This window comes from Kineosporia sp. NBRC 101677, assembly GCF_030269265.1.
In the GTDB taxonomy this organism is placed as follows: domain Bacteria; phylum Actinomycetota; class Actinomycetes; order Actinomycetales; family Kineosporiaceae; genus Kineosporia; species Kineosporia rhizophila.
Window position 1 is genome coordinate 143,047 of the sequence record NZ_BSTA01000007.1, and the last position, 15,629, is coordinate 158,675.

At 70.4% G+C, this 15,629-nt stretch carries 14 protein-coding genes; 3 read left to right on the forward strand and 11 right to left on the reverse strand.

What is annotated here, in order from left to right:
• Position 1: 1 nt before the first annotated feature.
• Positions 2-1,417, reverse strand: coding sequence for a type IV pilus twitching motility protein PilT (locus QSK18_RS21350; RefSeq protein ID WP_269811136.1), 1,416 nt, complete (start codon positions 1,415-1,417; stop codon positions 2-4).
• Positions 1,418-1,423: 6 nt separating this feature from the next.
• Between QSK18_RS21350 and QSK18_RS21355 the strand changes: the two genes are divergently transcribed.
• Complete coding sequence (locus QSK18_RS21355) at positions 1,424-1,732, forward strand: hypothetical protein (protein ID WP_232814548.1); 309 nt, start codon at positions 1,424-1,426, stop codon at positions 1,730-1,732.
• Positions 1,733-2,289: 557 nt separating this feature from the next.
• On the opposite strand, the gene QSK18_RS21360 is transcribed toward QSK18_RS21355, so the two are convergent.
• The 9 genes from QSK18_RS21360 to aspS all read right to left on the reverse strand — a co-directional run bounded on the left by QSK18_RS21360 (position 2,290) and on the right by aspS (position 12,515).
• Positions 2,290-3,123 carry a shikimate dehydrogenase gene (locus QSK18_RS21360; RefSeq protein ID WP_285622313.1) on the reverse strand — a complete coding sequence of 278 codons (834 nt, stop codon included), beginning with the start codon at positions 3,121-3,123 and terminating at the stop codon, positions 2,290-2,292.
• 2 nt (positions 3,124-3,125) lie between these two features.
• Positions 3,126-4,268, reverse strand: coding sequence for an endolytic transglycosylase MltG (mltG, locus tag QSK18_RS21365; protein WP_285622316.1), 1,143 nt, complete (start codon positions 4,266-4,268; stop codon positions 3,126-3,128).
• 13 nt (positions 4,269-4,281) lie between these two features.
• Positions 4,282-4,791: a Holliday junction resolvase RuvX gene (ruvX, locus tag QSK18_RS21370; RefSeq protein ID WP_269811135.1), complete on the reverse strand. Its 510-nt coding sequence runs from the start codon at positions 4,789-4,791 to the stop codon at positions 4,282-4,284.
• 5 nt (positions 4,792-4,796) lie between these two features.
• The gene (gene alaS, locus QSK18_RS21375; protein WP_285622321.1) at positions 4,797-7,469 is read right to left on the reverse strand and encodes an alanine--tRNA ligase; all 2,673 of its coding nucleotides are present in this window, start codon (positions 7,467-7,469) and stop codon (positions 4,797-4,799) included.
• A 109-nt stretch (positions 7,470-7,578) separates the two neighbouring features.
• Positions 7,579-7,938, reverse strand: a complete 360-nt coding sequence (locus QSK18_RS21380; RefSeq protein ID WP_232814543.1) for a DUF6167 family protein — start codon at positions 7,936-7,938, stop codon at positions 7,579-7,581.
• Between the two features lie 7 nt (positions 7,939-7,945).
• Positions 7,946-8,311, reverse strand: coding sequence for a DUF948 domain-containing protein (locus QSK18_RS21385; RefSeq protein ID WP_232814542.1), 366 nt, complete (start codon positions 8,309-8,311; stop codon positions 7,946-7,948).
• Between the two features lie 153 nt (positions 8,312-8,464).
• A complete protein-coding gene (locus tag QSK18_RS21390; protein ID WP_232814541.1) occupies positions 8,465-9,877 on the reverse strand; it encodes a replication-associated recombination protein A in 1,413 nt (470 codons plus the stop codon).
• A 48-nt stretch (positions 9,878-9,925) separates the two neighbouring features.
• Positions 9,926-10,111, reverse strand: a complete 186-nt coding sequence (locus tag QSK18_RS21395) for a hypothetical protein (RefSeq protein ID WP_232814540.1) — start codon at positions 10,109-10,111, stop codon at positions 9,926-9,928.
• Between the two features lie 583 nt (positions 10,112-10,694).
• Positions 10,695-12,515 (reverse strand): aspartate--tRNA ligase, encoded by a 1,821-nt coding sequence (gene aspS, locus QSK18_RS21400; protein ID WP_285622329.1) that lies wholly within the window; start codon positions 12,513-12,515, stop codon positions 10,695-10,697.
• 150 nt (positions 12,516-12,665) lie between these two features.
• Between aspS and QSK18_RS21405 the strand changes: the two genes are divergently transcribed.
• Entirely contained in the window at positions 12,666-13,865 is a 1,200-nt protein-coding gene (locus QSK18_RS21405) for an Rv2578c family radical SAM protein (protein WP_285622331.1), read from the forward strand.
• Positions 13,866-13,898: 33 nt separating this feature from the next.
• Here QSK18_RS21405 and QSK18_RS21410 read toward each other — a convergent pair whose 3' ends face one another.
• Positions 13,899-14,597: an MBL fold metallo-hydrolase gene (locus QSK18_RS21410; protein WP_285622333.1), complete on the reverse strand. Its 699-nt coding sequence runs from the start codon at positions 14,595-14,597 to the stop codon at positions 13,899-13,901.
• Positions 14,598-14,766: 169 nt separating this feature from the next.
• Between QSK18_RS21410 and QSK18_RS21415 the strand changes: the two genes are divergently transcribed.
• Positions 14,767-15,603, forward strand: coding sequence for a peptidylprolyl isomerase (locus QSK18_RS21415; protein WP_285622338.1), 837 nt, complete (start codon positions 14,767-14,769; stop codon positions 15,601-15,603).
• Positions 15,604-15,629 lie beyond the last annotated feature (26 nt).

Sequence of the window (15,629 nt, forward strand, 5' to 3'; positions counted from 1 at the left end):
CTCAGGCCCGGCCGGTCAGGCGCTTGAAGTCGTCTGCGTGGTGGGCCTTCTCGAGGGCCTGGTCGAACTGCACCTTGTTCTGCTTCACCAGGTCGGCCAGGCACTGGTCCATGGTCTGCATGCCGGCCTGGGCCCCGGCCTGCATGGAGGAGTAGATCTGGTGGGTCTTGCCCTCGCGGATCAGGTTGCGGATGGCGCCGGTGGCGAAGAGGACCTCGGTGGCGGCGACGCGGCCCTTGCCGTCGGCGGAGCGGACCAGGGCCTGGCAGACCACGCCCTGCAGGGCGCCGGCCAGCTGGACGCGTACCTGTTGCTGCTGTTCGGGCGGGAAGACGTCGATGATCCGGTCGACGGTCTGGGCGGCGTCCTGGGTGTGCAGGGTGCCGAACACCAGGTGGCCGGTCTCGGCGGCGGTGAGGGCGACCGAGATGGTCTCCAGGTCACGCAGCTCACCGACCAGGATGATGTCCGGGTCCTGGCGCAGCACGCTCTTCAGGGCGGCCCCGAACGAGTGCGTGTCCTCCCCCACCTCACGCTGGTTGACCAGACAGTTCTTGTTCGGGTGGAGGAACTCGATGGGGTCCTCGACGGTCATGATGTGGTCGTGCCGGGTGCGGTTGGCCAGGTCGATCAGGGCGGCCAGGGTGGTCGACTTGCCGGAGCCGGTGGGGCCGGTGACCAGGACCATGCCGCGGGGCAGGGCGGCCAGCGCCGAGACCTTGGGGTTGATCCCGAGCTGCTCCAAAGTCTTGATCTCGTAGGGGATCACCCGCATGACGGCGCCCATCGACTCGCGCTGCCGGTAGACGTTCACCCGGAAGCGGGACGCGCCGGGCACGGCGTAGGCGAAGTCGAGTTCCAGGTTCTCCTCGAAGCGTTCACGCTGCTTCTGGGTGAGGATCGCGTAGATCGTCGACATGATCGTGTTGGGGTTCAGCGGCGGGTGGTTCGGGATCGGGGCCAGGTGGCCGCGGATCCGGACCAGCGGGGGCGCACCGTTGGACAGGTGGAGGTCGGAACCGCCCTGCTGGACCAGGAACTGGAGCACCTTGTGCAGGTCGAAGCCCATTTCTTCGGCGCCGCGGGACGGTTTGGGCGGCTGCCCGGCGGGGGCGGCGTGGCGGCCGGGCTGCACCGGCGGGGGCTGCTGCGAGGGCGGAATGAGCCCGGGCTGTGCCTGGGGCGGCTGGGGTTGTTGCTGGGCGGGCGGCATCACCGTGGGGGGCATGACGGTGGGAGGCATGACGGTCTGGGGGGCCCCGGCGGGCTGCAGGCCGGGAGTCTGCTGCGGGGGAACCTGCTGCCGGACGGGGGTCTGATACTGACCGGGAGGCTGGAGTCCGGGCTGACCGGAAGGCTGTTGCGCCGCAGCCAATCGCGGCTGCCCCTGCTGCTGGGCCGCTTGGGGCTGGGTCATTTGCGCTTGTCCCTGCTGGGGTTGGGGCATCTGCGGCTGGGCCAGTTGGGGTTGACCTTGTTGCGGCTGCACCTGCTGGACGTGCACCTGCTGCGCCTGGACCTGCTGCACGAGACCGTGCTGCGTCTGAACCTGGGCCTGCGTCTGAACCTGGGCCTGCACCCCAGGTGTTTGCGCTTGGGCCTGTACGTAGGTCTGCTGCGTCTGGCTCCCCTGCGCCTGAACCTGGACAGGAGTCTGCTGCGGGGGGCGCTGCTGCCCAGGCGCCTGCATCTGCTGCCCATACCCCGGCTGACTCTGGGTCTGCTGCGGTGAGGGGGACATGAGACCGGGCTGAACCGGGGGCTGCTGAGCAAACGGCTGCGCCTGCACCGGGGGCGCCAGGCCGGGCTGCACCGGAGCGCCGGGCTGCTGGGCCGCCGCAGCGCCACCCACCAGGCCGGGCTGAACGTGCCCCTGCTGTTGGGCCCCTGGCTGGGCGGCATAGTGTCCCGCCGGCACGGGCGGAGTAACCGGCCCCACGCCTGGTTGAGCCGCGGCGGGATGCGCCTGCGGCGGGGGTACCAGACCCGGGGTGGCGCCGCCCTGCCCAGGCTGGGCAGCGGCCGGATAGGTCGGGGTAACCGCGGGATGCAGCCGGGGCTGCGGCGCGAGCGGGGCAGCTGCCTGCCCGGGAGGCTGAGTGGGCGGCTGACCAGCGGGCTGCGGGTCTTCCCCGGCGGGTCGTTCGGCGCTGCTTTCCACCGCATCCTCCTTGGCACCGTGCCGGGGCGGTCCGCGGTCACGGCCGGTGGCGCGCGTACGAGCCACCGGTCCGTAGGCCTTTCGGCCAAGGGGAGGACGTGCTTGAGCCGGGGATCTACCCGGACGGCTCAGCGGGAGGCCAGAACCTTCTCGCCCGCGACCCGCATCTCATCGACCGGGGCCTGCAGCCCGGTCATCAGCCGCACCTGTTCCGCGGCCTGGTGCAGGAGCATCTCGAAACCACCTACGGAAGCCGCGCCCGCGGACGTCCACAATTGGGCTGCTCTGGTCGGCCACGGATGGTACGAGACATCGAGCATCGGCCCGTCAGGCCGACCGGAGACGTGCAGCCCTTTCGCCCACTCCCCCGCCGCCGGCCCCGGCAGAGTGACTACCACTGCCTGAGCCGACATGACGACAGCGTGCTCGTCGAGCGTGCCCACACGCGCCTGGACGCCGAGTTTTTCGGCTACTTCCAACGGCTGGCCCGCCCGTTCAGCAGAACGCGCCAGAACTGTCACATTGCGGCACCCCAGCTCGGCCAGCGCCGCCACTGCGGAAGAGGCCGTGGCCCCCGCGCCGACGATGCACGCCGATTCCAGAGGTGCCGACACACCGACTGAACGCAGGGCCTGAACCAGGCCGTACACGTCCGTGTTGGTGCCTACAGTCCGCCGATCTGCTGTCCAGGTAACCGTGTTCACCGCCCCCACAGCCTCGGCCAGGGGGGTCACCTCGGACAGCAGGGGCATCACCACCCGCTTGAGGGGCATGGTCAGTGACAGCCCTGACCACTGCGGTCCGAGCTCACTGAACCAGGCACCGAACGCGTCCTCGTCCAGTTCGAACGCGCCATAGTGCCAGTCGCGCAGCCCCAGTGCCTCGTAGGCAGCGCAGTGCAGTGCTGGGGAGAGCGAGTGTGCGATCGGGCTCCCCAGCACCGCTGCGCGATGCTCAGGCAAGGTCAATTACCCGGGTTCTCCCGCAGCCAGGCCTGGAACTCCTTCACGTAGACCTGGTGCTGCGCGAAGTCGTTGGCGAACTTGGTCTCACCGGTGCTCGGGTTCGTGGTGACGAAGTACATCCACTTGCCCGGCGTCGGGTTGAGCGCCGCCTTGAGCGCGGCCTCCCCCGGGTTGCTGATCGGGCCGGCCGGCAGCCCCTTGTGGTAGTACGTGTTGTACGGGCTCGGGTTGCTGCGGTCGGCGTCGCTGGTGGTCACGTTGAACTTGCCGGTGGCGTAGCTGACCGTGGAGTCGAACTGCAGGGCCGTATTGGACTTGATCCGGTTCTCGATCACCCGGGCCACCTTGCCCATGTACTTCTCGGTGCCGGCCTCGGCCTCGAGCAGGCTGGCCTCGATCACCACCCGGCGCAGCTCCTTGTCCGGGATCCCGAGCTCGTCGTAGGTCTGCTGCCCACGCTTCACCATGTCCCTGAGTGCGGACTCGGCGGTGACGTCCGGCCCGAAGTCGTAGGTGGCCGGGTAGAGGAAGCCCTCGAGGTTGCCCTTGGCCGCCTTGGGCAGGCCGATGTCGCCGGACTTGGCCGCCTTCCGAAGATCGGGTTCCTTCAGGTCGAGCTTCTTGGCGATGACACTGAGGGCGTCGGCGAGCCGGGTGCCCTCCGGGATGGTGACCCTGCGTACGATCTGGTTCTCGGGATCGACCAGGATGTCCAGCGCACCGGCGGCCGACATCTGCTTCTTCATCGCGTAGGTGCCGGGCTGGATGCTGGTGGAACGCTCGTCCTCGGCAATGACGTCGATGAAGGCGGCCGGCGTCTTGGTGACCCCGGCGTCGGCCAGGGCCTGGGCGATGGTGCGGCCCGAGGCGCCGTCCGGGATGACCACCTCGACCTTGCCGGTGCCCGGACCCGCGTAGTCCTTCGGAGCGGTCAGCCGCTCGACGATGGGAGCGATGGCCAGGTAGGCGCCGTAGACCCCGGCGCCGGCGATCAGCAGGGACACCAGCACGACGGTGGTGGTACGACGTCGGCGCTGCTTGCGACGTTTACGCTGCTGGCGGCCGGCCCGACGGCGCCGCCCGGGCTGCTCTCCCGGGAAACCCCCGGGGAGCACGTCATGCAGCGACGAAAGATCGCTCACGCCGCAGCCTCGCTCACGTCAGTGCCTCTCCATGGCCAGGACCCGGACCATCCGGATCCGATTCCGGGACGACCGGCGATCCGGGCGGGCGGCCGGACGAGCGTTCGCTGTCCAGGGCCGACTGCAGGATCACCACCGCTGCCGCCTGATCGACGACGGGACGGCGTTTGCGTCCTTTCACACCAGCCTCGCGAAGCCGCTGGTGAGCGGTCACGGTACTGAGCCGCTCGTCGACGAGGCGCACGGGTACGGGCGCCACCCGACGGGCGACTTCGACAGAGTACGCGCGCGCGAGCCCCGCCGCTGCCCCCTCGGCACCGGAAAGTGATCGCGGAAGCCCGACGATTACCTCACAGACCGCAAGTTCCGTGACTAAGAGTGCGATCCGCTCATAATGCGAATCGTCGCCCTCTGTCCGCTGCACGGTCTCCAGCGGTGTGGCCAGGAGCCCGGCCGCGTCCGAGCGGGAAAGACCCACCCGGACGCTGCCGACGTCCACCCCGAGGCGGACACCCTGACGCATGCCGCTCAGCTGCCGGCCGATCGCTCGGCGACGACGGCCTCGATCCGGCGCATCGCCTCGGCGATCTTCGACGCGTCCGCGCCACCGCCCTGCGCCACGTCGTCCTTGCCGCCGCCTCCGCCACCGAGGACCTTGGCCGCCTCGCGCACCAGTTCGCCGGCCTTGACGCCGCGCGCCCGGGCCTGCTCGTTGGTGGCGACGACCACGACCGGCCGCTCCTTGGCGACCGCGGCGACCGCGACCACCCCGGCCCGGGACTCGGCGATCCGGCCCCGCACGTCGAGCGCCAGCGCCCGGGCGTCGGCCGGGTCGGCCGGGCCCGCGTCGTGCGCGACCAGGGCCACGCCGTTGATGTCGGCGGCCTTGTCGACCAGCGACGAGGCCGCGTTCAGAAGAACCTGACGGCGGCCCTTCTCGAGCTCCTTCTCGGCCTCGCGCAGGCGGGCGACCAGGGCGTTGACCCGCTCGGGCAGCTCTTCGGGGCGCACCTTCAGCGCCTCGGTGAGCTGGCTGACCAGGGCGCGCTCACGCCCCAGGAAGCGCAGCGCGTCGAGACCGACGTAGGCCTCCAGCCGGCGGGTGCCGGCGCCGACCGAGGACTCGCCGATCAGCGAGATCGCGCCGATCTGGGAGCTGTGCTCGACGTGCGTGCCACCGCACAGCTCACGCGACCAGGCCCCGCCCATCTCGACGACGCGGACCTCCTCGTCGTACGTCTCGCCGAACAGCGCCAGGGCGCCGATCTCGCGCGCCTTCTGGATCGGCATGTAGGTGGCCGAGACCGGGTAGTCGTAGCGCAGCGCCAGGTTCGCGACCTGCTCGAGCTCCTCCTTGACGGCCGCGTCGAGCCCGGACGTCCAGGCGAAGTCGAGCCGTAGGTAGCCGGGGCGGTTGAAGGAACCGCTCTGCAGCGCCGTGGGCCCGAGCACCTGCCGCAGCGCCGCGTGCACCACGTGGGTGCCCGAGTGCGCCTGGCAGGCGGACAGCCGCCACTCGCGGTCGACGCTGGCCAGCACGTCGGAACCGGACCGGATGGTGCCCTCGGTGACCTCCACCGTGTGCACGATCAGGCCCTTGACCGGACGCTGGACGTCGAGCACGCGCAGCCGTGCACCGTCGGCGGTGATCTCGCCCTCGTCGGCGATCTGGCCACCGGACTCGGCGTAGAACGGGGTGCGCTCGAGCACGACCTGGATGGTCTGGCCCTTGTCGGCCGACTCGACCGGGCTGCCGTCGAGGATCAGGCCGCGCACGGTGGAGTCGGTGGACAGCTCGCGGTAGCCGGTGAACTCGGTGATGCCGGGCTCGCGCAGCTCGCGGTAGACCGAGGTGTCGGCGTGCCCGACCTTCTTCGCCTTGGCGTCGGCCTTGGCCCGGTTGCGCTGCTCGGCCATGAGCCGGCGGAAACCGTCGTGGTCGACGGTCAGGCCCTGCTCGGAGGCCATCTCCAGGGTCAGGTCGATCGGGAAGCCGTAGGTGTCGTGCAGCTGGAACGCGCGCTCGCCGGAGAGCGTGCTCTCACCCGCCGACTTCGCGCTCGCCACGGCCGTGTCCAGGATCGTCGTGCCGGCGCTGAGGGTGCGGGTGAACGCCTGCTCCTCGGCCTGCGCGATCTGGCTGATCCGGGCGAAGTTGGTCTCCAGCTCGGGGTACGAGGCCGCCATCCGGTCCTTCGACACGGTGAGCAGGTCGGTGATCGCCGCGTCCTGCACACCGAGCAGCCGCACCGAGCGGATCACCCGGCGCAGCAGGCGGCGCAGCACGTAGCCGCGCGCCTCGTTGGACGGGGTGACGCCGTCGCCGATCAGCATCAGGCCACTGCGCACGTGGTCGGCGATCACCCGCATCCGCACGTCGTCCTGCGCGTCGGCGCCGTAGCGCCGGCCGGTGATCTCCTCGACCCGGGCGATGACCGGGTAGACCTCGTCGATCTCGTAGAGGTTGTCCACCCCCTGCAGCAGGCTGGCCATCCGCTCCAGGCCCATGCCGGTGTCGATGTTCTTCGACGGAAGCGGCGCCTCGACGTCGAAGTCGATCTTGGTGCGGACCTCGCTCAGCATCTCCTGCATGAAGACGAGGTTCCAGATCTCCAGGTAGCGGTCCTCGTCCGCCTCCGGGCCGCCGTCGGGGCCGTAGGCCGACCCGCGGTCGAAGTAGATCTCGCTGCACGGGCCGCCCGGGCCCGGAACCCCCATGTGCCAGTAGTTGTCGGCCAGACCACGCTGGACGATCCGCTCGTCGGGCAGGCCCGCCACCCGGCGCCAGATGCCGCGCGACTCCTCGTCGCCCTGCAGCACGGTGACCCACAGCCGGGACTCGTCCAGGCCGTAGCCGCCGTCGGACTGGTCGCGGGTCATCAGCTCCCAGGCCAGCTCGATCGCCTTCTCCTTGAAGTAGTCACCGAAGGAGAAGTTGCCGTTCATCTGGAAGAACGTGCCGTGCCGGCTGGTCTTGCCGACCTCGTCGATGTCGAGGGTGCGGATGCACTTCTGGACGCTCGTGGCGCGCTGGTACGGCGGAGTCTCCTGGCCCAGCATGTAGGGCTTGAAGGGGACCATGCCGGCGTTGACGAACAGCAGGGTCGGGTCGTCGTACAGCAGCGGAGCACTCGGCACGACCGTGTGCCCACGCGTCGAGAAGTACCGCAGCCAGCGGCGGCGGATCTCTGCCGTCTCCATGGATCTGACCTTTCGCGTCACGGTGCGACCTGCGTCGCGGACCGGTTGTGCCTGTAGCCCCTCACCGTGCCCGGAGGGCGACGGCGGGGGCCAGGGGTTTTCCGGCGATTCAGTAGGGGCGGCGACCGTTGCCCGGCCCGCCCAGGCCGAACTCGTCCTCGTCGTCGTACCGGGGGTACTGCCCCGGGCGGGACGGGCCGGTGGGGTCGTCCACCAGCGATTGCGCGGCCTCGGGACTCATCGTCCCGGCCTCGACACCCAGGGCGAGACGCAGCTCCTGCTCGCGCTCGGCCATCCCCTCACGGATCACCGCGGCCATCTCGCGCAGGCCGTCACCGAGGGAGGAGATCGACGAGGAGAGCGAGTCGCTCATCCCGGCCGGGGAGTACTGCTCGACCGTCTTCGTCAGCTTGCGCACGGCGTAGACGCCGGCCCCGGCGCCGACCGCGATCCAGAAGAGCCTGGCCATCAGTGCCTCACCGCTTCCGCTGACCGGCGGCCTTGCGGCCCCCGACGGCCTGGCGCACGCCGTAGGTGAACGCGGCGACCTTGACCACCGGCGAGCCCAGGGTGGCGGCGAACAGCGCGGTCAGCGCGGAGACGTTGGTGGACACCTGGGCCACGTTGTTCGTGATCGTGTCGACCTTGCCCAGCTGCTGGTTGGTCGAGGCCACGGTGGTGGTCACCTCGGACAGCAGCGGGAGCGCACCGTCGGAGAGGCCACGCACGGTGTTGCGCGTCTCGTCCAGCACCTTGCCCAGCTTGATCAGGGGGATCGCAATCACGCCGACGAGGAGGACGAAGGCTATGGCTGCGATCAGCCCGGCGATGTCGCCCACCATGAGTTATCCCTTTCATCGCGCGCTGCGGACTGGTTCGGCCAGGTCCGGTAAACCGGTCACTTCCCGGCCGAACGGGGTTGACCCTATCGCGGTCCGGCGGTACCGCTGTCCCGGTGGTTCTGCGACACTCCCCGGCCGGTGCCGCAGCGGCGTTCAGCGGCGCCGGTTGCCGCCGCGGAGCACGGATCTCAGGCGGGCCAGGCGTTCGGCCATACCTCGCTCGGCGCCCCGGTCGGTGGGGGCGTAGTACTCCCGGCCGGCCAGGTCGTCGGGCAGGTACTGCTGGGCCACCACCCCGTGGGGATGGTCGTGGGCGTACTTGTAACCCCGCCCGTGGCCGAGTTTCTTGGCACCGGAGTAGTGCGCGTCGCGCAGGTCCGGCGGCACCGGACCGCCCAGCCCGGAGCGCACGTCCTGGGTGGCCGCGTTGATCGCCATGTAGGAGGCGTTCGACTTGGGCGCCATCGCCAGGTGCACCGTGGCCTGGGCCAGGATGATCCGCCCCTCGGGCATGCCGATCATCTGCACCGCCTGGGCCGCCGCCACGGCCACCGGCAGCGCGGTCGGGTCGGCCATGGCGATCTCCTCGGAGGCGGCGATCATGAGCCGGCGGGCGATGAACCGCGGGTCTTCACCGGCCTCGAGCATCCGGGCCAGGTAGTGCAGGGCGGCGTCGACGTCGGAACCGCGGATGCTCTTGATCAGCGCGCTGGTGATGTCGTAGTGCTGGTCGCCCTCGCGGTCGTAGCGGACCATCGCCTTGTCGACGGCCTGCTCCACGTCCTCCACGGTGACGGTCTCGTGCTCGCCCCGGCTGAGCGCGCTGCCGGCTGCCGCCTCGAGCGAGGTGAGGGCCCGGCGGGCGTCTCCGTCGGAGAGCCGGACCAGCGCCGCCGTGGCCTCTTCACCCAGCTCGACCGTGCCGTTCAGGCCGCGCTCGTCCTGCACCGCGCGCTGCAGCAGACCCGCGATGTCGGCGTCTTCCAGCTGCCGCAGGGTGAGCAGCAGCGAGCGGGACAACAGTGGGGAGATCACGCTGAACGAGGGGTTCTCGGTGGTCGCGGCGACCAGGATGACCCAGCGGTTCTCCACCCCCGGCAGCAGGCCGTCCTGCTGGGACTTGGTGAACCGGTGGATCTCGTCGAGGAAGAGGACGGTGCGGGTCTCGGACCGGTCGCGCAGCTGGCGCGCCTCTTCCATCACCCGGCGCACGTCTTTCACGCCGGCGGTGACGGCCGACAGTTCGACGAACCGGCGGCCGCCGGTGTTGGAGACCACGTGCGCGAGCGTGGTCTTCCCGGCTCCCGGAGGGCCCCAGAGAATGACGGACGCCGGGCCCGCCAGCCCGTCGGCCCCCTCGGCCAGGCGGCGCAGAGGGGAACCGGGGCCGAGCAGATGCTCCTGGCCGACCAGTTCGTCGAGGGTGCGTGGACGCATACGGACGGCCAGCGGCGGGCGGTCGCCGCTGCCCGCGTGGCCGAGGCTGCCGGGGCGGACAGGGTTGAGCGCGGCCGCCGCCCCCGCGTCGGGGGCCTCGGCTTCGTCGGAGGAGAACAGATCGGCCATCGGTCGCAGATTATCCGCAGCCACCGACAACGATGCGCCGCAGGGTGATCAGCGGGGTGGGGTGCCGTTCTGGCCGCGGTTGAGCAGCCAGTCGACGCCGAACGAGAGCACGGCGGCCACCAGGCCGAGGACCAGCCCCACCACGACACCGTTGCCGAGCACCAGGTTGAGCACCAGGGCGATCACGAAGGCCACGGCCGGGAACAGGAACGACCGCAGCAACTGAGGGCTCACGACCGGACCTTGTGGCTGTTGTGTCTCATGAGCACCACCGTAGAGGCCCGAACCGGGGACAGCACGACGGCTGCCACGGCCGGGTCGGCAGTGGCGGCCAGGGTCGCGATGCCGGCGAAGAGGAAAATGCCGGGGTTTCAGTAACTGCCCCGCCGCCACCCCCATCGCTACCGCCGCCGGAGCTGTCTGACGGAGGGCTCCAGCCGCCGTCGTAAGAAGCGGCCGATCCGCCCGCCGCACCGGACGAGCCGACTCCCCGGCCTTTCGTCCCCCCGGCGACCGATGATGCGGTCATCCGCTTCCAGATCATTCCCACGACGAAGGCGACCACGAAGGCGCCTGCCGTGATGCCCAGCGCGACCGGAACGGATGCCCCGCCCAGCAGGCTCACCAAGCCTGCGAACACGGCGACGCCCAGTTCGACGGTCAGCACGATCGCCCCGTTACCCATGTCTCCCCCTCTCCCCCCAACCCAACGACGGTACGGGGGCACGAAGCGTCCATTAATTGGAGGGCGGTGCCGGGGCAGCAAAACACGATCCCCGGCCCGCACGACGCGGACCGGGGATCGTAAATGCGGAAATCAGGCCTGCTTCTGGCCTTCCAGGCCCTGCTCCACGAACGCCTCGTCGGTGGCCGGCTTGGGCTTGGGCGGCACGAAGTCGACCCCGGCCTCCTTGCGCTGGGCCGGGGTGATCGGCGCCGGAGCAGCGGTCAGCGGGTCGTAGCCGCCGCCGCTCTTCGGGAACGCGATGACCTCACGCAGCGAGTCGGCCCCGGCCAGCAGCATGACGATCCGGTCCCAGCCGAAGGCGATGCCGCCGTGCGGCGGGGCGCCGAACTTGAAGGCGTCGAGCAGGAAGCCGAACTTCTCCTGGGCGTCCTCGTCGCTCAGGCCCATCATCGCGAAGACCCGCTCCTGCACCGAGCGCTGGTGGATACGGATCGACCCGCCGCCGATCTCGTTGCCGTTGCAGACGATGTCGTAGGCGTAGGCCAGGGCGTTGCCCGGGTCGGACTCGAACTTGTCGATCCACTCCGGCTTGGGCGAGGTGAAGGCGTGGTGCACGGCCGTCCAGGCGCCCGAGCCGACGGCCACGTCACCGCTGGCCACCGCGGCCGAGGCGGGCTCGAACAGCGGGGCGTCGACGATCCAGACGAACTCCCAGCGGTCGGCGTCGATCAGGCCGCAGCGCTTGCCGATCTCCAGCCGGGCGGCGCCCAGCAGGGCCCGGGCCTCGGAGGTGACGCCGGCGCCGAAGAACACGCAGTCGCCCGGCTTCGCGCCGACTGCCTCGGCCAGACCGGCCCGCTCGGCCTCGGAGATGTTCTTGGCCACCGGGCCGGACAGCGTGCCGTCCTCGGCGATCAGCACGTAGGCCAGCCCCCGGGCGCCGCGCTGCTTGGCCCACTCCTGCCAGGCGTCGAGCTGCCGGCGCGGCTGCGAGCCACCACCGGGCATCACCACGGCGCCCACGTACTCGGACTGGAACACCCGGAACGGCGTGCCCGCGAAGTACTTGGTCATGTCGACCAGCTCGTTGCCGAAGCGCAGGTCGGGCTTGTCGGAGCCGTACCGGGCCATCGCGTCGCCGTAGGTCATCCGCGGGATCGGCGTGGTGATCTCGTGGCCGATCAGCTTCCACAGCGCCTTGACGATCTGCTCGCCGACCGCGATCACGTCGTCCTGCTCGACGAACGACATCTCGATGTCGAGCTGGGTGAACTCGGGCTGGCGGTCGGCCCGGAAGTCCTCGTCGCGGTAGCAGCGGGCGATCTGGAAGTAGCGCTCCATCCCGCCGACCATGAGCAGCTGCTTGAACAGCTGCGGGCTCTGCGGCAGGGCGTACCAGGAGCCGGGCTTCAGCCGGGCCGGGACGACGAAGTCGCGGGCGCCCTCGGGGGTGGAGCGGGTCAGGGTCGGCGTCTCGATCTCGACGAAGTCCTGGTCGAGCAGCACGTTGCGGGCGGCCTGGTTGACCTTGCTGCGCAGCCGGATGGCCGCGGCCGGGCCGCTGCGGCGCAGGTCCAGGTAGCGGTACTTCAGCCGGGTCTCCTCGCCGACCTCGATGTGGTCGTCGAGCTGGAACGGCAGCGGCGCCGACTCGTTGAGCACCTCGACCCGGGTGGCGATCACCTCGATCTCACCGGTGGCCAGGGCCGGGTTCTCGTTGCCCTCCGGCCGGGGCGAGACCTCACCGGTGACCCGCAGGCAGAACTCCGAGCGCAGGCCGTGGGCGACGGCCTCGTCGCGGACGACCACCTGGGCGACGCCGGAGGCATCCCGAAGGTCGACGAACGCCACCCCGCCGTGATCCCGGCGGGAGGCGACCCATCCGGTGAGGATGACGGTTTCGCCGACGTGGCCGGACCGCAGGGATCCGGCCTGATGGGTGCGCAGCACGGTGTGGCCTCTCGAAAGTTGGTGGTTCCTGTCTGGACGACGGCGATTCTACGGATCCACGGCGACGGCTTCACCCGGGTTCCCACCGGTGACACGCAGGGCCGCTTTCCGTACTTGCCCGTAGCTTCGAACACGTGTTCGAATATTGGCATGCGTTGGGATGCACAACGGGTGGGCCAGGCCCATCGAGCCACCACCGGGCCGCTCGGAGGGACCGGCCCGGTGGTGGCTCCGGCTCTGCCCGGTCTCGACGCGCCGGCCGTCCGGGCGATCAGCGGTCTGCTGCGCTCGGTCACCACGCCCGAGTTCGCCGGGATGACGTTCCACGAGGTGGCCGCCCGCAGTGCGCTGAACCAGGTGCCGGGCGGTTCACCGATGCCGTTCCGCTACACGGTCAACGCCTACCGCGGCTGCTCCCACGCCTGTGTGTACTGCTTCGCCCGGGGCACCCACTCCTACCTGGAGCTCGACACCGGCTCCGGCTTCGACACCGAGATCGTGGTCAAGGTCAACCTGGTCGAGGTGCTGCAGCGCGAACTGGCCCGCCCGTCGTGGCAGCGCGAGCACGTGGCGATGGGCACCAACACCGATCCGTACCAGCGGGCCGAGGGGCGCTACCGGCTCATGCCCGGGGTGATCCGCGCCCTGGCCGGCTCGGGCACACCGTTCTCGATCCTCAGCAAGGGCGGGCTGCTGCGCCGCGACCTGCCGCTGCTGCAGCAGGTCGCCGCCGACGTGCAGGTCGGCCTGGGCATGTCGATCGCGATCTGGGACGAGTCGCTGCACCGCAGTCTGGAACCGGGCACACCGAGCCCGAAGGCCCGGCTCGAGGTGGTCCGGGCCGCCCGCGAGCGGGGTCTGCCGTGCGGGGTCTTCCTGGCGCCGGTGCTGCCCTGGCTCACCGATACGGAAGAGCACCTCGACGAGGCGATCGGCCGGCTGGCCGCCGCGGGGGCGACCGGGGTCACCGTGGTCCCCCTGCACCTGCGGCCCGGCGCCCGTGAGTGGTTCTTCGCCTGGCTGCAGCGCGAGCACCCCAAGCTGGTCCGGCGTTACCGCGAGCTCTACGGCAAGGGCGCCTACGCCACCCCCGACTACCGCCGATGGCTGGCCGAACGGGTGCAGCCGCTGCTACGTCGGCACGGTATTCATCAGGCCGGGGCGGGAACCCGGGGCGACCGAGGCGCTGGAATGGAAGGCATCCCGGGCGATCCGGAGAGCCGCTTTCCGGCCGGCAGCATGCCCGGCGGCGGCTCCGGCCGAACAGACGGCGACCAGCCTGCGACGATCCGGCCCACCTCTCCGAAGGCGACCGACAGCCCCGTCCGCGAGCAACTCAAACTGCTGTGACCCGTCCTCAGGCTCGAAACCCGGGATACAACCTCACATCACCGCGCGCAGGAACGGGTTGTCCCGGCGCTCTCGCCCGATCGTGGTCGGGTCCCCGTGCCCGGGCATCACCAGCGTCGCGTCGTCCAGCGGCAGCACCTGCTCGCGCAGCGACCGGTTCATCGCCTCCGAACTTCCCCCCGGCAGATCCGTACGCCCGATCGAACCGGCGAACAGCACGTCCCCCGTCAGCATGGTCGAGGTCAGTCCCGCCTCGGCCGCCATCCCCGCCGGTACGCCGTCCAGCGAGAACATCACCGACCCCTCGGTGTGTCCCGGCGCGTGCACCACGCCCAGGTCCAACCCCGCCAGGGTGAGGCGTTCCCCGTCCCTGATCGTGCGGATGTCGTCCGGCTCCTTCCAGCTGGTCGCGCCGTACTGCTGGCGGAGCATGTCGCCGAAGGCCTCCGGCAGCGAGCCCAGCGGATCGGTCAGCCGGTAACGATCGTCCTCGTGCACGCTCAGCGCCACGCCGTGCGCCCCGCACACCGGGGTCACCGAGAAGACGTGGTCGATGTGCCCGTGGGTGACCAGTACCGATGCGGGCTTCAGCCGGTACTCCCGCAGAACCGCCGAGAGCCGGTCGAGCACCGCCACCCCCGGGTCGACGATCACGCACTCCTCGCCCGCCGCCGGGGCGAGGATGTAGCAGTTGGTGCCGAACACCTCTGACGGGAACCCCAGCAAGAGCATTCCCCGAGCGTACTCAGTCCCCTGACGGCTCCCCGGCCTCCTACCGTCCACCGCTCGGCACGTCGTGGCAGCTCACTGCGCCGATCACTCACTCCGTACCCCCTAGACTGCCTAACGGGTGACCCGCGGCAGGTGTACCGACGGGGCGACAACGGCTGGAGGGAAGCACGTGACCCCGAAGAATCGGGAGCGCGCGTACGAGAAGCGTCGTTACGAGGAGTGGCAGGGCCGGCTCTCTGCGAAGCAGGTGCGCGCCCAGCAGATCCGGCAGCGACTGGCCATCGGTGGTGGTGCGCTGATCGTCGTGCTCGTGATGGTGATGGCGTTCCTGCTGATGAACGAGGCGGACGACGACGAGTCGACGCCCTCGGCCGGCAGCACCACCCCCGCTGCGACCGCCTCTGCCGCCGCTTCCACCTGCCCTCCGGTCGAGGTCAAGGCCCCGGAGAGCCCGAAGCAGTTCGACAAGGTCCCGGACAAGAGCCTCGCCGCGGGCAAGAGCTGGACCCTCGAGATGAAGACCACGTGTGGCGACATCGCCGTCGAACTCGACGGCAAGGCCGCCCCGCAGGCGGTCTCCTCGATGATCCAGCTGGCCCGCGACGGCTTCTACGACGGCTCCCCCTGCCACCGGCTGACCACCGCCGAGCGCTTCAAGGTGCTGCAGTGCGGCGATCCCACCGGCACCGGTACCGGCAGCCCGGGGTACAGCTACGGGCCGATCGAGAACGCTCCCGAGGACCAGGTGTACACCGAGGGCACGGTGGCGATGGCCCGGGCCGGCGGCGACGGTGAAAGCATGGGCAGCCAGTTCTTCCTGGTCTACGGCGACACCGACATCCCGGACGACGCCGCGGGCGGCTACACCGTGCTGGGCAGGATCACCGAGGGCCTGGACGTGGTGAAGAAGATCGCGGAAGGCGGCGAGGACACCGGCTCCGGTGACGGGAAGCCGGTCTCCGCGGTGTCGATCGAGACGACCGGGGTGGCCGAGTTGGCCGAGTAGATGTGAGCAGAAGTGAGCAGGGCACA